At 64.7% G+C, this 13,427-nt stretch carries 11 protein-coding genes; 2 read left to right on the top strand and 9 right to left on the bottom strand.

Features of this window, described 5'->3' with window-relative positions; translation table 11 throughout:
- The first annotated feature begins 3 nt into the window (after positions 1–3).
- Positions 4–579: a YggT family protein gene (locus ROZ00_14605; GenBank protein ID MDT3737456.1), complete on the top strand. Its 576-nt coding sequence runs from the start codon at positions 4–6 to the stop codon at positions 577–579.
- Positions 576–881, top strand: coding sequence for a DUF167 family protein (locus ROZ00_14600; protein ID MDT3737455.1), 306 nt, complete (start codon positions 576–578; stop codon positions 879–881). Before ROZ00_14605 ends, ROZ00_14600 begins: the two co-directional genes overlap by 4 nt.
- On the opposite strand, the gene ROZ00_14595 is transcribed toward ROZ00_14600, so the two are convergent.
- The 9 genes from ROZ00_14595 to ROZ00_14555 are packed head-to-tail and all read right to left on the bottom strand — an operon-like array spanning position 878 to position 13,419.
- On the bottom strand, positions 878–2,158 hold the full coding sequence (locus tag ROZ00_14595) for a dihydroorotase (GenBank protein MDT3737454.1): 1,281 nt from the start codon (positions 2,156–2,158) through the stop codon (positions 878–880). The genes ROZ00_14600 and ROZ00_14595 overlap by 4 nt on opposite strands.
- A 4-nt stretch (positions 2,159–2,162) precedes the next feature.
- Entirely contained in the window at positions 2,163–3,122 is a 960-nt protein-coding gene (locus tag ROZ00_14590) for an aspartate carbamoyltransferase catalytic subunit (protein ID MDT3737453.1), read from the bottom strand.
- A complete protein-coding gene (gene pyrR / locus ROZ00_14585) occupies positions 3,115–3,609 on the bottom strand; it encodes a bifunctional pyr operon transcriptional regulator/uracil phosphoribosyltransferase PyrR (GenBank protein MDT3737452.1) in 495 nt (164 codons plus the stop codon). The genes ROZ00_14590 and pyrR overlap by 8 nt, the downstream gene beginning before the upstream one ends.
- A complete protein-coding gene (gene ruvX, locus ROZ00_14580; GenBank protein MDT3737451.1) occupies positions 3,596–4,063 on the bottom strand; it encodes a Holliday junction resolvase RuvX in 468 nt (155 codons plus the stop codon). Before ruvX ends, pyrR begins: the two co-directional genes overlap by 14 nt.
- Positions 4,064–4,097: 34 nt before the next feature.
- On the bottom strand, positions 4,098–4,700 hold the full coding sequence (locus tag ROZ00_14575; protein ID MDT3737450.1) for a YqgE/AlgH family protein: 603 nt from the start codon (positions 4,698–4,700) through the stop codon (positions 4,098–4,100).
- A gap of 12 nt (positions 4,701–4,712) precedes the next feature.
- Complete coding sequence (locus tag ROZ00_14570; GenBank protein MDT3737449.1) at positions 4,713–10,292, bottom strand: Hpt domain-containing protein; 5,580 nt, start codon at positions 10,290–10,292, stop codon at positions 4,713–4,715.
- A gap of 24 nt (positions 10,293–10,316) precedes the next feature.
- On the bottom strand, positions 10,317–12,470 hold the full coding sequence (locus tag ROZ00_14565) for a methyl-accepting chemotaxis protein (protein ID MDT3737448.1): 2,154 nt from the start codon (positions 12,468–12,470) through the stop codon (positions 10,317–10,319).
- A gap of 50 nt (positions 12,471–12,520) precedes the next feature.
- The gene (locus tag ROZ00_14560) at positions 12,521–13,039 is read right to left on the bottom strand and encodes a chemotaxis protein CheW (protein MDT3737447.1); all 519 of its coding nucleotides are present in this window, start codon (positions 13,037–13,039) and stop codon (positions 12,521–12,523) included.
- A 14-nt stretch (positions 13,040–13,053) separates the two neighbouring features.
- Entirely contained in the window at positions 13,054–13,419 is a 366-nt protein-coding gene (locus tag ROZ00_14555; protein MDT3737446.1) for a response regulator, read from the bottom strand.
- Positions 13,420–13,427: the final 8 nt, after the last annotated feature.

Here is a 13,427-nt window from a genome sequence, read left to right as displayed (position 1 = left end):
ACCATGCTGACCAACCTTCTGCTGCTGATTCTCGAGGCCGTCGCCGGCTTCTTCGTCTTTCTTCTGCTGATCCGCTTTTACATGCAATGGCTGCGGGTCTCCTTCCGCAACCAGCTCGGTCACTTCGTCGTGACGGTTACGGACTGGCTGGTGCGGCCCGCCCGGCGGATCATTCCAGGGCTGCTCGGGCTCGACATGCCGAGCCTGGTCGGCGCACTCGTCCTGCACAGCGGCTACTTGTCGATTGCCTTCTGGCTGAAGCGCTTTTCCTTCGGCGCCCATGCCGGCATTGCCGTTCCCGTCATTTTCGCCATCGCGGTCGTGGAACTGCTGCGTTTTTCGGTCTACCTCCTCATCGGCGTCGTCCTGATCTCCGCCGTGCTGTCCTGGGTCAACCCGCATGCGCCGATAGCGCCGCTGTTCAACAGCCTGGCGCGCCCCTTCCTGCGGCCTTTCCAGCGCCTGATCCCGCCGATCGCCCAGGTGGATCTGTCGCCGCTGGTGCTCCTGCTGGCCCTGCAGATCGTGCTGATGCTGCTCGCCTGGATGCGCGTGTTGCTGATTCCGTTCATCGCATGACAGCCGCCTGGGCGCAGCTGGATGCCGCCGGCTGCCTCACCATTCGCCTGCACATTCAGCCGGGCGCAAAGAAAACCGAAATCGCCGGCTTGCATGGCGAAGCGCTGAAGATCCGACTGGCCGCCCCCCCGGTGGACGGCAAGGCCAATACGGCATTGATTGCATTTCTGGCAAAACAGCTGGGTGTGCCAAAGGCACAGGTGGAACTGATCGGCGGCGCGGCTTCGAGAGAAAAACGGCTGCGGATCAATGGCGCCCCTGCCGAGGCGATTGCGAGGTTTCTGTCGCAGGCGGGGAGCTAGCGCCCGCCTTCGAACGCAATGTGTCCGTCGATCAAGGTACAGCGTACGCGGCCAGGCAATGTCAAGCCAAGGAAGGGCGTGTTTTTGCCCTGGCTTTTGAGGGATTCACGCGTCACCGCGAAGCTGCCGCGCGGATCGAACAGGCAAACGTCGGCCGCCGCACCCACGGCTAGGGTCCCGGCCGGGATGCCAAGCACGCGCGCCGCATCGCAGGTGATGCGCGCCAGGGCGGTCCCCAAGGGCAGTTGCATCTCCCCCGCCCATTTCAGGGTCAGGGGCAACAGCAGTTCAAGGCCGGTAGCGCCCGGTTCGGCTTCGCCGAAGGGAACCTGCTTCGCATCGTCGTCGACCGGCGTATGGTCCGAGCAAAGAGCGTTGATCGCGCCCTCGGCGAGTCCGCGCCGCAATGCCTCGCGATCCCTGCCGGCACGCAACGGGGGCACGAGGTGCGCATGCGGATTGAAGTAAGCGATATCGGCGTCCGACAAATGCAGATGGTTGATCGACACGTCGCAGGTAGCGGCAATGCCGCTCAGGCGCGCCGCAATGATCATCTCAAGCGACGCCGCGCTGGAGATGCGCGTAATATGGATGCGCACGCCGGTATCCCGCGCCAATTGCAGGATGGTGGCGATCGCGATGGTCTCGGCGCTGGCCGGAATGCCGGGCAGGCCCAGGCGCGTCGCCACCTCGCCGTCATGTGCCACGCCGTCCTTGCCGAGAAAGGGATCCTGGGCCTGCAGCCAGACGGGGAAGTCGAAAGTGGCTGCATATTGCAAGGCGCGCTGCAGCACTTGGGTATCCACTACCGGCGTGTGTGCCTGGCCGAAGGCAATGCATCCGGCCTCGTGCAGTTCGGCCATTTCCGTCAGCCGCGCGCCGGCCAATCCGATGGTGAGGGCGCCGACCGGATAGACATGTGCAAAACCCGGGTGCCGGGCGCGGTGCTTGAGCATTTCGACCAGGCCCGGCTCGTCCAGAGGGGGGTCGGTGTCGGGCGGGCAGGCCAGGCTGGTGACACCGCCTCCCGCCGCAGCGGCCATTTCGGATTCCAACGTCGCCTTGTATTCAAAGCCGGGTTCGCGCAGACGGGCCGACAAGTCGACCAGTCCGGGGCAGACCACCAGACCCGTCGCATCGATGATGCGGTTGGCAGCAAAGCCTTCAGGCGCCGCACCGACCGCCACAATCCTGCCGGCGGCGATGAACACATCCTTTTGCGCATCGATGCCGCCGGCCGGGTCGATCAGGCGGCCGTTCTTGATATGGATCTTCATCCGCTCACGCTCCCGCCAGCATGCTCATCACCGCCATGCGCACCGCGATGCCGAATGTAACCTGCGGCAAGATGACGGCATGCGGACCGTCGGCAACCGCCGAATCGATCTCCACGCCGCGGTTCATCGGGCCCGGATGCATCACGATGGCATCGGGCCGGGCGCATTGCAGCTTTTCCGCCGTCAGGCCATAGGACTTGAAGAACTCCTGCGGGCTGGGGAGCAACGCCCCCTTCATGCGCTCGTTCTGCAGGCGCAGCATCATCACCACATCGACGTCCTTGAGCCCCTCACGCATGTCGTGGAATACCCGTACGCCGAGCTTCTCGACTTCGCTTGGCAGGAGCGTTTTCGGACCGATCACCCGGACCTCCGGCACGCCCAGCGTAGTCAGGGCATGGATCTGGGAACGGGCCACGCGCGAATGCAGCACGTCGCCGACAATCGCCACCACGAGATCGCTGAAATCCCTTTTGTAATGGCGGATGGTGTACATGTCGAGCAGGCCCTGTGTCGGATGCGCATGGCGCCCGTCGCCGGCGTTGATGACATGAATGTGTTCGAGGCCCATCGCAGCCAGATGCTGGGCAATCATGAAAGGCGCGCCGCTCGAGGCATGGCGCACGACGAACATGTCGGCCTGCATGGCGCTGAGGTTGTCCACCGTGTCGAGCAGGGTCTCCCCCTTGGAGGTCGAGGAGGTGTTGATGTTGAGGTTGATGACATCCGCAGACAGCCGCTTCGCGGCAATCTCGAATGTGGTGCGCGTACGCGTCGAGTTCTCGAAGAACAGGTTGAACACGCTCTTGCCGCGCAGGAGCGGCAGCTTCTTCACCTCGCGTTCGGCCACTTCGGTGAAGGGCGCGGCGGTATCCAGGATGGCGGTCAGGATCTCGCGTGGCAGGCCATCGATGGTCAGCAGGTGCTGCAGCTCCCCGTTTTTCGTGAGTTGAGGATTACGCATCGATCAGCCTCAGGATCAGCCTGTTCCCCTCTCCGCGTTCCAGCTGGAGGTTCTTGCCCGGCTCGACCTGCAGTGTCTCCCCGGTCCAGCGCGGGCAGACCGGCAGTTCGCGGCCGCCCCGGTCGATCAGCACCGCAAGGTCGATCCGTGCCGGGCGGCCATAGTCGAATATCTCGTTCATGGCAGCACGTATGGTGCGGCCGGTATAGAGCACGTCGTCGACGATGACGATCGGCCGCTCTTCAACCTCGAAGGGAATGTCCGAGGACTTGAGCTGGGGATGCAGCCCGCTGCGGCTGAAGTCATCGCGATAGAACGAGACATCGAGGCGGCCGAGGGCCGTTTTAAGGCCGAGGGCAGCATGCAGGCGCTCGGCCACCCAGACTCCGCCGGTATGGATGCCGACCAGGGCCGTGTCGGGGTGCAGGCCCGGGTGCAGGCGTTCGGCAAGCGCCGCACAAAGTCCTTCGGCGTCAGGCAACTGCATCGAAATAACCCTGAAGGATGTGCTGGGCGGCCACCGCGTCAACCCGGCCTTTGCGCGCCTTCCAGTCAAGGCCGGCCTCGCGCAACTCGGCGTCCGCCGACGCCGAGGTGAGCCGTTCGTCGGCTAGCGCCACAGGCAGGCCAAAGCGGCCATGCAACTGGTTGGCAAAGCGGCGGCAACGCGCAGTCATCTCGTGTTCGGCCCCTTCCAATGAAAACGGAATGCCGACCACCAGCAGAGCCGGCTGCCACTCCTCGATAAGCCTGCCTATCGCGGCGAAGCGTGCCTCATTGGTCTCGGCATCGAGGGTGGTCAGGGCGTTGGCCCTCCCGAGCAGGGTTTCGCCGATGGCGACGCCGATGCGTTTCAAGCCGAAATCGAATGCCAGAACCGTACCGCCTTGGGCGGGTCGGGTGGGATGGGAAGGGTGAGGGGAAACCATCAAAAACGGCATTCTACTCCTGAATGCCGCCGGACTCATCGCCCTTTCAAGCATGCCCAGCCACGTCGGACAGGTTGGCCAGATCGAAGCCGAGCAGCTGCATTGCAGCCGGCAGACGTTCTTCAGGTGGCATGCCGAAGATGATCTGGGCGTCAGCCGCCACCGTAAGCCAGGCGTTTTGCGCCAGTTCGTATTCGAGCTGGCCGGCCGCCCAGCCGGCGTAGCCGAGCGAAACGATGAACTCTTCAGGCTCGCCGGCGCTGCCGACGGACTGGAGGATGTCCCGTGAACTGGTCAGGCCCAGCTCGTCATTGACCGGCAGCGTAGCCTGCCATTTGCCGACAGGTCGATGCAGCACGAAGCCGCGGTCGGTCTGGACGGGTCCGCCGAACATCACCGGCAAGCCGGCGAAGTGTCTGGCCTCCAGGGGGATATCGATGCGCTCGAACAGCATCTCCAGCGTCATGTCGAGCGGGCGATTGATGACGATGCCGAGCGCGCCCTGCTCGTTATGCTCGCAGATGTAGGTCAGGGTGCGGGCAAAATTCGGATCGACCATGGCGGGCATGGCGATCAGGAAATGGTGCGTGAGATTGACGTCTTGCTGGACCACGTCGGCATTGTAATCCGCGTCGTCGCCGGCGTCCAAGGCCGGTGTGCGTCAGGCGGCGGTGGTCGCCGTCGCCTGACGGGTGTAACCGGCGATCAGGCCAAGCAACTCATCTTCCTGATAAGGCTTGCCGAGATAGTGATTGACACCGATTTCCTTGGCGTAGTTGCGATGCTTGTCTGCCGTCCGGGAGGTGATCATGATGATCGGTATATCCCTCAGGCGCGCATCGGCCCGTACGTTGCGCGTCAGATCGAAGCCGTCCATGCGCGGCATTTCGATGTCCACCAGCATGACATCGGGCACGACCTCGAGCAGCTGCTCGAGGGCATCGACCCCGTCCTTGGCGGTGAGCACGTGATAACCCTCGCGCGAGAGGAGCCGTCCGGCGATCTTGCGCACCGTGAGAGAGTCGTCCACAACCATCACCGTCGGCAAATGCGGGGCGGCGGGTGCCTCCGGCTGGGGAGCGGCGGGTGCCGCGGCTTGTGCGGACAACGCCCTGACCTCCCGGCTGGCGAGCGCAATCGGGTTGAGGATCAGCACCACTTCGCCGCCCCCCAGCACCGTGGCGCCGGCAATGCCGATCACCCGGGCCAGCTGCGGCCCGATGTTCTTGATGACCACTTCCTGATTGCCGCGCAATTCGTCGACCTGAACCGACACCCGCTGCGTACCGGCCCGCAGCAGCAGCAGTGAATAGCGGCGCTGCTGTTCCGGCATGGAGTGGGTATCGCCCAACAGGCGCGGCAGGAAGTGGTACGGATAACGGTTGCCCAGCCATTCGGCGGCGCCATCTGCACGGATTTTCTCGACCGCCTCCTCCCTGAGTTCCATGACCTGTTCGACCATGACAGACGGGATGGCATACATGCGTCCGCCCACCCGCACGAGCAGCGCCTGCGCCACCGCCAGGGTCAGCGGCAGGTAAATGCGGAAGCGGGCCCCTTTGCCGGGCGTCGAACTGACCTCGATGCGGCCGCCGAGCTGGGCAGTTTCCGCTTTCACCACGTCCATGCCGACGCCGCGGCCAGCGATCTCGGTCAGTTCCTTGGCGGTTGAAAATCCGGGGTGGAAAATGAAGTCCGTCAGTGTGGTTTCGTCCGGGTTCTGGTCCGGCGCCAGCAAACCCTGCTCGACGGCCTTGCTGCGAATGCGCTCGAAATTCAGGCCGGCGCCGTCATCGGCCATTTCGATTACGACTTCATTACCCTCCTGGGAGAGGGTCAGGCTGATTTCCCCGATTTCCGACTTGCCGGCAGCTTGTCGCTGCCCCCCCTCCTCAAGGCCATGGGTAATGGCATTGCGCAGCAGATGCTCGATCGGCCCGGTCATCTTCTCGAGCACCGAGCGGTCGAGTTCGACCTGACCGCCGCGGATGTCGAGGTTGGCCTTCTTGCCCAACTCCTTCGCCGTCAGCCGAACGACGCGATAGAGGCGATCCGCGACGGCATTGAAGGGCACCATGCGCACGCCCATCAACGACTGGGACAGTTCCCGGTTCTGCCGTGCCTGGCTGACAATGGCGGCATCCGCGTGGTCAAGGTTGCGCAGCAGCGCGTGCTGCACGGTGGTGACGTCGTTCACGCTCTCGGCCATCATGCGCGTGATTTCCTGGAAGCGCGTGAAACGGTCGAACTCGAGGGGATCGAACTCGACATGCACTTCGTGGGCCTGGGCCATGCGCGACTGCATCTGGGATTCGGCTTGAATCTCGATCTCGCGCAGCTGGCCGCGCAGGCGGATGACGTTCTCCGTCAGGTCGAGCAGCGAACCGCGCAAGGCGCGCATCTCGCCCTCGATGCGGGAGCGGGCAATGGACATCTCGCCGGCCTCGTTAACCAGCCGGTCGATCAGGTCGGCGCGCACGCGCAGCATGGCGCGTGCAGCGGCGACTTCGGTCTCGATCTCCTCGGCCGTGGCGCGTTCCGGCTGCAACGCACCGCCTGCCGCGGGGGCGGCCTGCGGCTCGGCTTCTTCCTCGACAACGCCTGCCGCCCGTTTCTGCAGGACGTCCAGCAGGAAGTTGGCTCGGTCGAAAGAGGTGTCGAATTCCTCCAGGAATTGCGGCGTTATAGCTTGGGCTGCCAGGGCGTTCTCCAAGCGCGTCTCCATGCTGTGCACCAGTTCGCCCATGCCCATGGCGCCGGCCATGCGGGCGCTGCCCTTCAGCGTGTGCAGCAGCCGCGCCATCGAGCCGGCCACTTCCAGATCCTGCGGATTGGCATGCCAGTTGCGCAATTCGACGCCGATCTCGCGAACGAGGTCTACTGCCTCTTCCAGGAATATCGGCAGCAGTTGTTCGTCGAGGTCGTCCTGCAGTCGCAGCTTGCGCCGTTCGGCAACGGCCTCGGCAGTTTCGGTGACCTCTGCCGCGACTGGCGCGGCGGACGGCGGCGCCTGCTCCTCGACGACAGGCGGGGCTTCCGGGAACAGGGGCACGGCTTTCTCAACGGTCGGCGCGGGCGCGGCCGGGGGCGGCTCTTCGATCAGCACCGGTTCGGCAGGCGCCTCGGAAACCACCTCCTCAGCGGCTTCAGGTTCCACGACGGGAATTTCGAGGACGATCTCTTCCGCCGCCACGGCAGGCTCCGGCTCGAAGGCGGGCACCACGCTCAGCTCGACTGCCGCCGGCTGCGTGGCCATTGCCACTTCATCCAGTTCCGCGGCCAGCCCATCCGCCCCGTGCGGCACACACTGCTCGGCAACCGAGGCAATCATGGCATCGAGGGTGGAAATGGCCGTGCCGAGCAGACCGATCTGTCCGCTATTGCAGGTTTGGCTGCTGCGCGCCAGGCGCAACAAGGCATGTTCAAGCGACAAGGCCAGACGGCTCACCGGATCGATGCCCACCGTGCCGGATATGCCGGCCAGCGTATGCGCCGCGCGCACCATTTCATCCGGCGGCACCTGCGGCGTCAGCTTGAGCGCATTCAAATCCAGGCGCAGTACCGCCAGGTGGCCGCGCGCCTCGCCGACGTACATGTCGTAGAGCGAACGGGAAACGACCAGATCACCCAAGGCGACGGTGTCGTCGGACGGGGGTATTTCGATGACTTCCTCGAGCAGCGACGGCGCCCCGACCTCCTCCGGCAAGCCGAGCGTGATCTCCTCTTCTCTTTCGGGCGCGGCCTCTGCCGGCAGTTCGGCGCTCTCCGGTTCGGCGGCCGGCGCTTCGGTCGACAACACCGGTTCGGCCGGTACTTCACCCGTGATGTCTTCGCCCGACTTGACCCGTTCAGCCAGCGCTACCAGGCCGGCAGCGTCCTTGTGCGTGCCGCCGCCCGCCTCCAGCTGGGCAACCCAATCGGCAAACAGGGCATGCGATTCCTCGATCAGGCGGTACAAGGAAGGCGTGGCGTCCTGTTCCGATTGCAGCCATTTGTTCATCACCTGCTCGATCGCCCAGGCGGTTTCGCCAAGGTCGGTCAATCCGACCATGCGGCCGCTGCCTTTCAGGGTATGAAAGCCGCGACGGATGGTCGTCAGGTATTCGTGGTTGTGCGGTTCGCCGCGGGAGAGTTCGAGATGCTCGCCGATGGTGCCCAGCACCTCGTGCGCTTCCTCCAGGAAGATGGCCAGCAGCTCGGCGTCTATATCCTCGCTTGGCGCCTCCGCCAACCTCAGGGTTTCAGCCGAGGGGGCTGCCATCTCCATCGGCGCCGTCGGTGCCACGCGCGCCATGGCCTCCTCGACATGCCCTGTTGCAGACTCGACAGGGCCCTTGGCCAGGGCTGCCAATGCCGCCTTGGCCTCTTCTTCCAGCTTGACATCCGCCACCAGACTGGCGTCCTGGCGAATGGTCTCAAGATGCTGCTTGAGCTCCGCGCGCACGCCTTCGTCCTGCGGCTTCCCGCGCAGCGTCTCGGCGAGAACTTGCGCCTCGCGCTTCTGCTCCTCCAGTTCGTCCTCGACCGAGGGGGCTGCGGTTTCCGCCATATCTTCTTCAGTCGGCTGCGCCCTGGGCTGCACCGGCCTGAGAATTTCATCCAAGTCGGCAGGGCCGTGCTGCAGGGCCTCTACGAAGAAGCCGAGCCCGGACAGGCTGTGTGCCACCTCCTCGAATTCCTGCTGCTGGGGCAGGGCGTCAGGGTCGGCAAAGGCCTTGATGCGGGCTTCGCAGTCGCGCAGGAGGGCGACCGCCTTGTCCTGGCCCATAATGACCAGCGCTCCCTCGATCTGCTTGAGAGGGCCGTTCAATGCCGACAACTCTTCGCGGCGGCTCGTGTCGCGGAAGAAGGCGTCGAGGGCCTGCTCGATCTGGGCCAGGTTGGTGAGAATCTCCCGCGCCACCTGGCTCATCATGAGCCGCTCCTGGGCGCGCCGCGACATCTCGTCGAGGAGCGGCGCCGACAGGTCAGCCAGCGCCTCGCCGCGCATCAGGGCGGCGAGGCGCCCGATGACAACATCCACCTGCTGCGAAAAATCCGCGCCCAGCTGTTCGTAGTTCTCCAGGGCGTTTTCCGCAAGCAGCAGGGCCGTGGCGATTTCCATCGCCGTCGCATCGCTCTGCTTGAGCGGGTCCTTGCGCAGCCACTGGGCGGCGCCGGCAATGCCGGCCACCAGACGTGCCAGGTGGTCGTTGATCAGTCCGCCGCCCTTGCTGGCCAATGTGACGGCGTTGTCGTGGAACTGCGGCAAGGAGACGGCCGCACCGGCGCAGAATTTGTTCCAGGCTTCCTTTGCCGCAGCCAAGGTGTCGCGCATGGCCAGGAGCACCGGCTTGAGCGGCTCGATATCCGCCGTGGAAGCCGGCACCAGTGTATCGAGACGGTAGACCTCCTTGACCTGCTGCACCTGCGCACCGCCCCCCTTGGCGACGGCGACAAAGTACAGGGCGTCACGCATCAGGCGTTCGGCCACCGTCTTGGAGCCCTCCAGCAATCGGCGCATCTGCAGGTCGATCCGGGCACAGAGCTTCTTGACCTGGAAGTCGACGGGCACCTGGCGTGCCGCCAGGGCGTCGAGCAGCGCGATCGTGACCCACCAGAAGGCGCGTGCGGCGGGAAGGGCCTGGGTGGCCTCGATGGCGGACACGGCCTCGCGCATTTCGGCAACGCCGCCGACGTCGTCGGCATTGCGCAGCCAGCGCAGGAAACCGCGTTCGAATCGCGCCCGCTCCGTCTTCAGCCGCTTGGCCACCTCTCCGGCGGGCAGTTGGGACGAATCGTCGGTTCTCTTGGGCGGGCGCAGGGAAAGATCCGGGAAGAACAGGTCGCTCGATGCGACACGTTCGACCCCTCGGGCGGCCAGCAGATCGCGATAGGTCGCAAGCAGCTTGAGCGGCTGGTTCGGCATCCCGCTCGCTACCTCGTCGAGATAATGGCGGATCGCCGTGATCGCCCTTTGCCCCAGCTCGCCGGCAGCAGGAGTGGCGGCCACCTTCCCGCCCTCGATATCGGACAGCAACTGCTCGATCGTCTCGGAGAACTGCGTTACGCCATCCAGGCCGACAATCGAAAGCGCGCCATGGGCCTGGTGCAGGTGGGTGCGGGCGAACTTGAGTTGGGCGGAATCGCCCGGGTTCTCGGCAAACTTGCCGAGCGCCTCATGGGCACGCCCGAGGGCGAGGTCGATCTCGCCCTTGACCCAGGAGAGCGGACCGAGATCGAGATCGGAGGTGGCAGCCATCGTGTCGCCCGCGCTTCGCCCGCCTTAGACCTTGAAGCCCGACACCGAGCCCTTCAGTTCGACCGCCAGCTCGGCGAGCTGGCCGATCGAAACCGCGGTCTGCTTGGTGCCAACGGTTGTCTGCTCCGTCACCTTCAGGATGCCCTGCATGTTTTGCGCCACGCGCGTCGCGTTCTCGGCCTGCTGCTGGGTGGCGGAGGAAATCGATTCGATCAGGGAGGCCAGGTTGGTCGACACTGAGGAGATTTCCTGCAGCGCCTGACCGGCGGCGTCGGACAGCTTGGCCCCTTCGACCACGCCCCGCGTCGAGTTCTCCATGGCGGATACGGCGTCCTGCGTGTCGGTCTGAATCGTCTTCACGATCGCGGCGATCTGCTTCGTCGCCTCGCCGGAGCGTTCGGCGAGGCGCTGCACTTCTTCCGCAACCACCGTGAAGCCGCGGCCCGCTTCGCCGGCGGAAGCCGCCTGGATGGCGGCATTCAGCGCCAGCACGTTCGTCTGCTCGGTAATGTCGGAAATCAGCTCCACGATCTCGCCGATCTCCTGCGAGGATTCGCCGAGGCGCTTGATCCGCTTCGAGGTTTCCTGGATCTGGTCGCGAATTTCGTTCATGCCCTTGATGGAGTTCTCCACCGCCTCGGCGCCTTTTTGCGCGGCGTCCAGGGAGTGGCGCGCCACCTGGGCGGATTCCATGGCCTCGCTCGACACCTGGTTCATCGATTTCGCCATGTCGAGGACGTTGTCGCCGGCCTGCTTGATCTCGCGCGACTGGCGCTCGGTGGCGACCAGCAGTTCGTTGGAAGTTTTCTGGGCGGCCTCGGAGGCGGCGGCCACGCGGCCGGCGGCATCGTTGATTCGCCGCACCAGCACGCCGAGTTCCTCAATCGTGTAGTTCACCGAGTCGGCAATGGCGCCCGTGATGTCCTCCGTCACCGTGGCGCGCACCGTCAGGTCGCCGTCGGCCAGGTCGCCCATCTCGTTCATCAGCCGCAGAATGGCTTCCTGGCTGGCGTTCTTCGAGGCTTCCGCCTCATGGCGCTGGCGTTCGGCCTGTTCCCGGCGCATGGCCGAGTCGTCGTTGAACACCTTGGCCATCAGGGCCAGGGTAATGACGGCCATCAGGGCGAAAATGGAGATGACCCAGGTATTCGTCGCCCGGCCGGCGATTTCCGCAGCGTAGGCGTTGGACAGGTCGGTGGTCGCCTTGAGCAAGGGAACGCTGTCGCGGAAAATCCGGCTGCCCGCCTGCTTGGCCTGGACGAGGCGCTGCATGTTGCCGAGAATGCCGGCCACGGCCTCCTGGTATTCCTTGAAGGCGCTATCGAGCTCGGTCAGTTTTTCCTTGGTCTCGGCGTCGGCGGCAGGATTGATGCGCATCGCCTCGGATCCCTTGCTCAGGGCACCCAGCACGTCACGGAAGGTGTTCGTGTCCTTGCCCAGCAGGAAGGCCACTTCCGGGTCGATGGCGTCGGCGACCAGCAGGGCGTTGGCGTTTTTTGCCAGGCGCTGGGTCAACATCACCAGCTGGTTGGCGGCAGCGATCTCTCGCGCCGATGCTCCCGTCTGCAGCTTGAGGGCCGCCACCTGCTCGGCCAGCTCCAGCAGCTGGGGATTCTTCGCATTGATGGTCGACACCGATTTGCCGAGTTGCTGCAGGTTCTTCTCCTGCTCCAGCACCTGGGCGGAGTTCTGGTTGGTCTTCTCCCACTCCTCTGTCAGGGCATGCAGGGCGGGCTGCGTGGTATCCGGGCTGGGGGGCACGTTGATCTCGTCGATCGTGCCGCCTTGCGTGACGCGCTCAAGGAGGATGGCGAAGTTGCTGCGGCCCTCCTTCAGTTCGGCGAACGCCGCCGCATTGCCCTGCAGGGCCAGCTGGGCGGACTTGGCGATGGCCTGCGAGAGCATGCGCATTTGCCCGGCCGCAGACGTATAGGCTGCGCCATGCGTGGCAACGCGACTGTCCATCCAGGCCGCCACGGCCACGATGAACATGAAGAACACGAACATACCGCCCAGCAATTGAAGCTGGGTGCCGACCGGCTTGTCGCCTATCCCGGGCAGCTTGAAGCGTCCGCCCCGCACGGCGGCCTGCTGCAGGTTGTCCATGATCGTGCTCTGCGAGGTTTCCGAGGGAGTCTCGCTACTGCCCATTCCGGGGAGCTTGATATTGAATGCCATGCCGATGTCTCCGATGTTCAGCTTCTAGTTGTTGCGGGTGACTTCCCTTTTCACGACAGTCCGATTTCAAGGAACTCCGGCTGTCCGAGCAGGTTCCTCAGGTTCAGCCGCTTCCAAACATTGCCCTGCGGGTCGGCATACTGCTCGCCGACCCACGGCCGCGGATCGGCATCGACCGCACGCGGTTCCATCTGTTCGATGTTGCGCAAACCCAGCGTGCGATTGACCAGCAGCGCGCTATTGATGCCGAATCGTCCACCGACGATCAGCAGGCGGCTGTCGGCATTCTGCGGGGTGATCTCGCCACCCTGGAAAGCCGAGAAATCGACCACGCTGTACAACGTGCCGCGAATGTTGGCGATGCCGCAGAACCAGGGCTGGGTGAGCGGCACGCTGGTCAGGGGCGGCAGTGGCACGATCTCGCCGGAATCGGCCAGGTCGAGCAGCCAGTAGTCCCGGCCGGCCAGCACGCCCAGCAGGGCTCGCGACGTCTGGCCGGCGCGGGCGCTGGTCAGCCGCTGGACCAGGCTTTCCTGAAACTCCCTCAGGCTGAGTTTCTTCTTGGCCATCGGCTGTGGTCGCCTCAGCCCAGCGCGGCGATCTTCTCCAGCAGCACTTTCGGATCGATCGGCTTGACCAGGTAGTCGTTGGCGCCCTGGCGCATGCCCCAGATCTTGTCGGTCTCCTGCCCCTTGCTGGTGCACATGACGACGGGGATGTGCTTGGTCTCTTCCTCGCGCGTGATGGTGCGCGTGGCCTGGTAGCCGTTCATGCCGGGCATGACGACGTCCATGAGGATGAGATCGGGCATCTCGGACTTCGACTTGGCGATGGCCTCCTCGCCGCTCTCGGCGGTGACCACGTTGTAGCCGTTCTTCGCGAGCAGCTCGCTCAGCGCATGGCGCTCGGTGGGGGAGTCGTCGACGATGAGAATTTTCTTGATGGACATAGTCTTAC

Source organism: Denitratisoma sp., assembly GCA_032027165.1.
Classification (GTDB): Bacteria; Pseudomonadota; Gammaproteobacteria; order Burkholderiales; family Rhodocyclaceae; genus Desulfobacillus.
This window is presented reverse-complemented; position numbering and strand designations above follow the sequence as displayed.

Bases quoted from the DNA above. Each gene is read 5' to 3' on its own strand.
- ROZ00_14605 (MDT3737456.1), top strand. From the start codon at position 4: ATGCTGACCAACCTTCTGCTGCTGATTCTCGAGGCCGTCGCCGGCTTC.
- ROZ00_14600 (MDT3737455.1), top strand. From the start codon at position 576: ATGACAGCCGCCTGGGCGCAGCTGGATGCCGCCGGCTGCCTCACCATT.
- ROZ00_14595 (MDT3737454.1), bottom strand. From the start codon at position 2,158: ATGAAGATCCATATCAAGAACGGCCGCCTGATCGACCCGGCCGGCGGC.
- ROZ00_14590 (MDT3737453.1), bottom strand. From the start codon at position 3,122: ATGCGTAATCCTCAACTCACGAAAAACGGGGAGCTGCAGCACCTGCTG.
- pyrR (MDT3737452.1), bottom strand. From the start codon at position 3,609: ATGCAGTTGCCTGACGCCGAAGGACTTTGTGCGGCGCTTGCCGAACGC.
- ruvX (MDT3737451.1), bottom strand. From the start codon at position 4,063: ATGCCGTTTTTGATGGTTTCCCCTCACCCTTCCCATCCCACCCGACCC.
- ROZ00_14570 (MDT3737449.1), bottom strand. From the start codon at position 10,292: ATGGCTGCCACCTCCGATCTCGATCTCGGTCCGCTCTCCTGGGTCAAG.
- ROZ00_14565 (MDT3737448.1), bottom strand. From the start codon at position 12,470: ATGGCATTCAATATCAAGCTCCCCGGAATGGGCAGTAGCGAGACTCCC.
- ROZ00_14560 (MDT3737447.1), bottom strand. From the start codon at position 13,039: ATGGCCAAGAAGAAACTCAGCCTGAGGGAGTTTCAGGAAAGCCTGGTC.
- ROZ00_14555 (MDT3737446.1), bottom strand. From the start codon at position 13,419: ATGTCCATCAAGAAAATTCTCATCGTCGACGACTCCCCCACCGAGCGC.